This is a genomic window from uncultured Marinobacter sp. (genome assembly GCF_963974375.1).
Lineage (GTDB): Bacteria > Pseudomonadota > Gammaproteobacteria > Pseudomonadales > Oleiphilaceae > Marinobacter.
Map to the genome: position 1 here is coordinate 1 of NZ_CAXBDN010000400.1, position 2,403 is coordinate 2,403.

2 protein-coding genes are annotated in these 2,403 nt (G+C 60.8%); one reads left to right on the forward strand and one right to left on the reverse strand.

The genetic code is table 11. From position 1 onward, the window contains the following. A partial coding sequence (gene phrB, locus AAC035_RS20645) for a deoxyribodipyrimidine photo-lyase (protein WP_339806999.1) occupies positions 1–1,369 on the forward strand: 1,369 nt, incomplete at its 5' end. Between the two features lie 399 nt (positions 1,370–1,768). Here the strand turns inward: phrB and moeB are convergent. Continuing rightward, the coding region (gene moeB / locus AAC035_RS20650; protein ID WP_339807000.1) for a molybdopterin-synthase adenylyltransferase MoeB at positions 1,769–2,403 on the reverse strand (635 nt) is incomplete at its 5' end.

A 2,403-nucleotide genomic window follows, 5' to 3' on the forward strand; every position in this document is an offset into this window, starting at 1 on the left:
GCGCATTGCCGACAACCCCGCCCTGACCGCTGCCTGCGGTCACAGGGAGGCCGTACGCGCCGTGTTTACCCTGACCCCGGAGCAATGGCAGGAGCATGACTGGTCACCGGCAAGGGTGCAGCTGGTACTGGCCCACCTCCACGCCTTGGGAACACGGCTGGCTGCCCTGGGCATACCCCTGGATATTCTTCACTGCCGGCGCTTTGATGACAGCCGCCAGGCACTCATGGACTATTGCCGTGAGCAGCAGATCAGCCATGTTCATTTCAATGAGGAATACGGCATCAATGAACGGCGTCGGGACAAGGCACTGCGGGACCAGCTGGGCGCCATGGATGTTGCTGTCAACAAATACCGTGACCAGACCGTAACGCCGGTGGGCAGCGTACTCACCGGTCAGGGGGAACCCTACTCAGTATTTACGCCTTTCTCCCGCCGCTGGCGCAGCTGGATTGACGACAACCAGCCGGGGCTGTTTGCGGAGCCGAAACCGGTGGCTGAGGCCATTGCCCCACCCAAACTACCCGACAGCGTCAGCGGATTCGCGCCCGCACCACCGCCGTTTGTGGAAACCGGCGAGGTAGCTGCGCATCAACAGCTGGAGCAGTTTCTTGACCAGCAGGCCGGCGATTACAAGGCCCAGCGGGACTTCCCTGCCCTCGACGGCACCAGTGCCCTGTCGCCTTATCTTGCCAGCGGTGTGCTTTCAGGCCGGCAATGTCTGATTGCGGCCCGTCAGGCCCAGATGCAGGGTGGCAACCAGGAGGGCTTCACCACCTGGATCAATGAACTGGCGTGGCGGGATTTCTACATCCATATCCTTCACCACTACCCCCGCATCAGCATGCACCGGGCGTTCAAGGCGGAAACTGAAGCACTGCAATGGAACCCGCCCGGGCAAGCCTTCGAGGCCTGGAAAGCCGGCCTCACCGGCATTCCCATTGTGGATGCGGCCATGCGCCAACTGCGGGAAACCGGCTGGATGCACAATCGCCTGCGGATGATCACGGCCATGTTCCTCACCAAGAACCTGTTTATTGACTGGCGACTGGGCGAGGCCTGGTTCATGAGTAACCTGGCGGATGGTTTCCTGGCCTCCAACAACGGCGGCTGGCAATGGAGCGCATCCACCGGCACCGACTCCGCCCCTTACTTCCGGGTATTCAACCCGGTGACCCAGAGTGAGCGCTTTGATCCAAAGGGGGAGTTTATCCGCCGCTACGTGCCGGAGCTGGCAAAGCTCGACAACAAGCGCATCCACAACCCCGGGGCCGGCGGGGTGATACCGAGAGGCTACCCGCGGCCCATGGTGGATCTGAAGGAAAGCAGAAAAGAGGCGATTGCGAGGTTTCAGGCGCTGAAGGACTGAGGTTCTACCGGAAGCCCGTTCATCCTGACCCTGAGCCTGCCGAAGGGGCGAAGGATGCCAACATCGAAAATCCGAGGCCACACCCTTCGACAGGCTCAGGGTGAACGGGCATTGTTCACGATCACGGAAGATACATCCGGCACAATCTCCGTTCATCCTGAGCCCGTCGAAGGATGCGAACACCAAACCCCAAGGCCAAACTCTTCGACCCTTCGGCAGGCTCAGGGTGAACGGGTTTTGGTCGTATTAACCAAATTCAGATCGGACGTGGGGTGAGGTGTTTTTTCTGTCGGGAAAAGGTGTCTGAGCGAAGCGAGTTCTTTTCCCAGAAGAAAAAATGCATCGCCCCGCGGCCAGCCACCAATCATAAATCCTTATCTTTTCCTGTGGCTTCCGCGACTAAAAAACACCTGCACAAACCGGACAATCCGGATCTCGCGCCAGTTTCATCTCCCGCCACTCCATGGTCCAGGCATCCAGAATCAACAGCCGACCAACCAGGGGTTTACCGACACCGCTGATAACCTTGATGGCCTCCATGGCCTGACTGGCGCCGATGATACCCACCAACGGTCCGATCACCCCGGCTTCGGAGCAGGTCAGGTCTTCATTGCCCTGTTCCGGGTACAGACAGTGGTAGCAGGGACTGTCCGGCTGCCGGCTGTCGTACACCGCCAGCTGGCCTTCGCCGCGTATGGCAGCGCCGGAGACCAGGGGCACCCGGGCCGCCACGCAGGCACGACTGAGCGCAAACCGGGTGTTGAAGTTGTCGGTGCAGTCCAGCACCAGGGTAGCCCCGGCAACGGCCCGGGTCAGCGCTTCATCGGTCAGGCGCTGGTTCAGGGCGTGAATTTCTATGTCCGGATTGATGCCCTGAATCCGCGCCGCCAGAGTCACAGCCTTGGACTCGCCAAGATCCGTCTGCGCGAAGGCCACCTGGCGCTGGAGATTGGCCAGTTCCACCTGGTCATCATCCACCAGCGTCAGCTCACCGACACCCGCCGCACCCAGATAGAGCGCTACCGGGCAGCCCA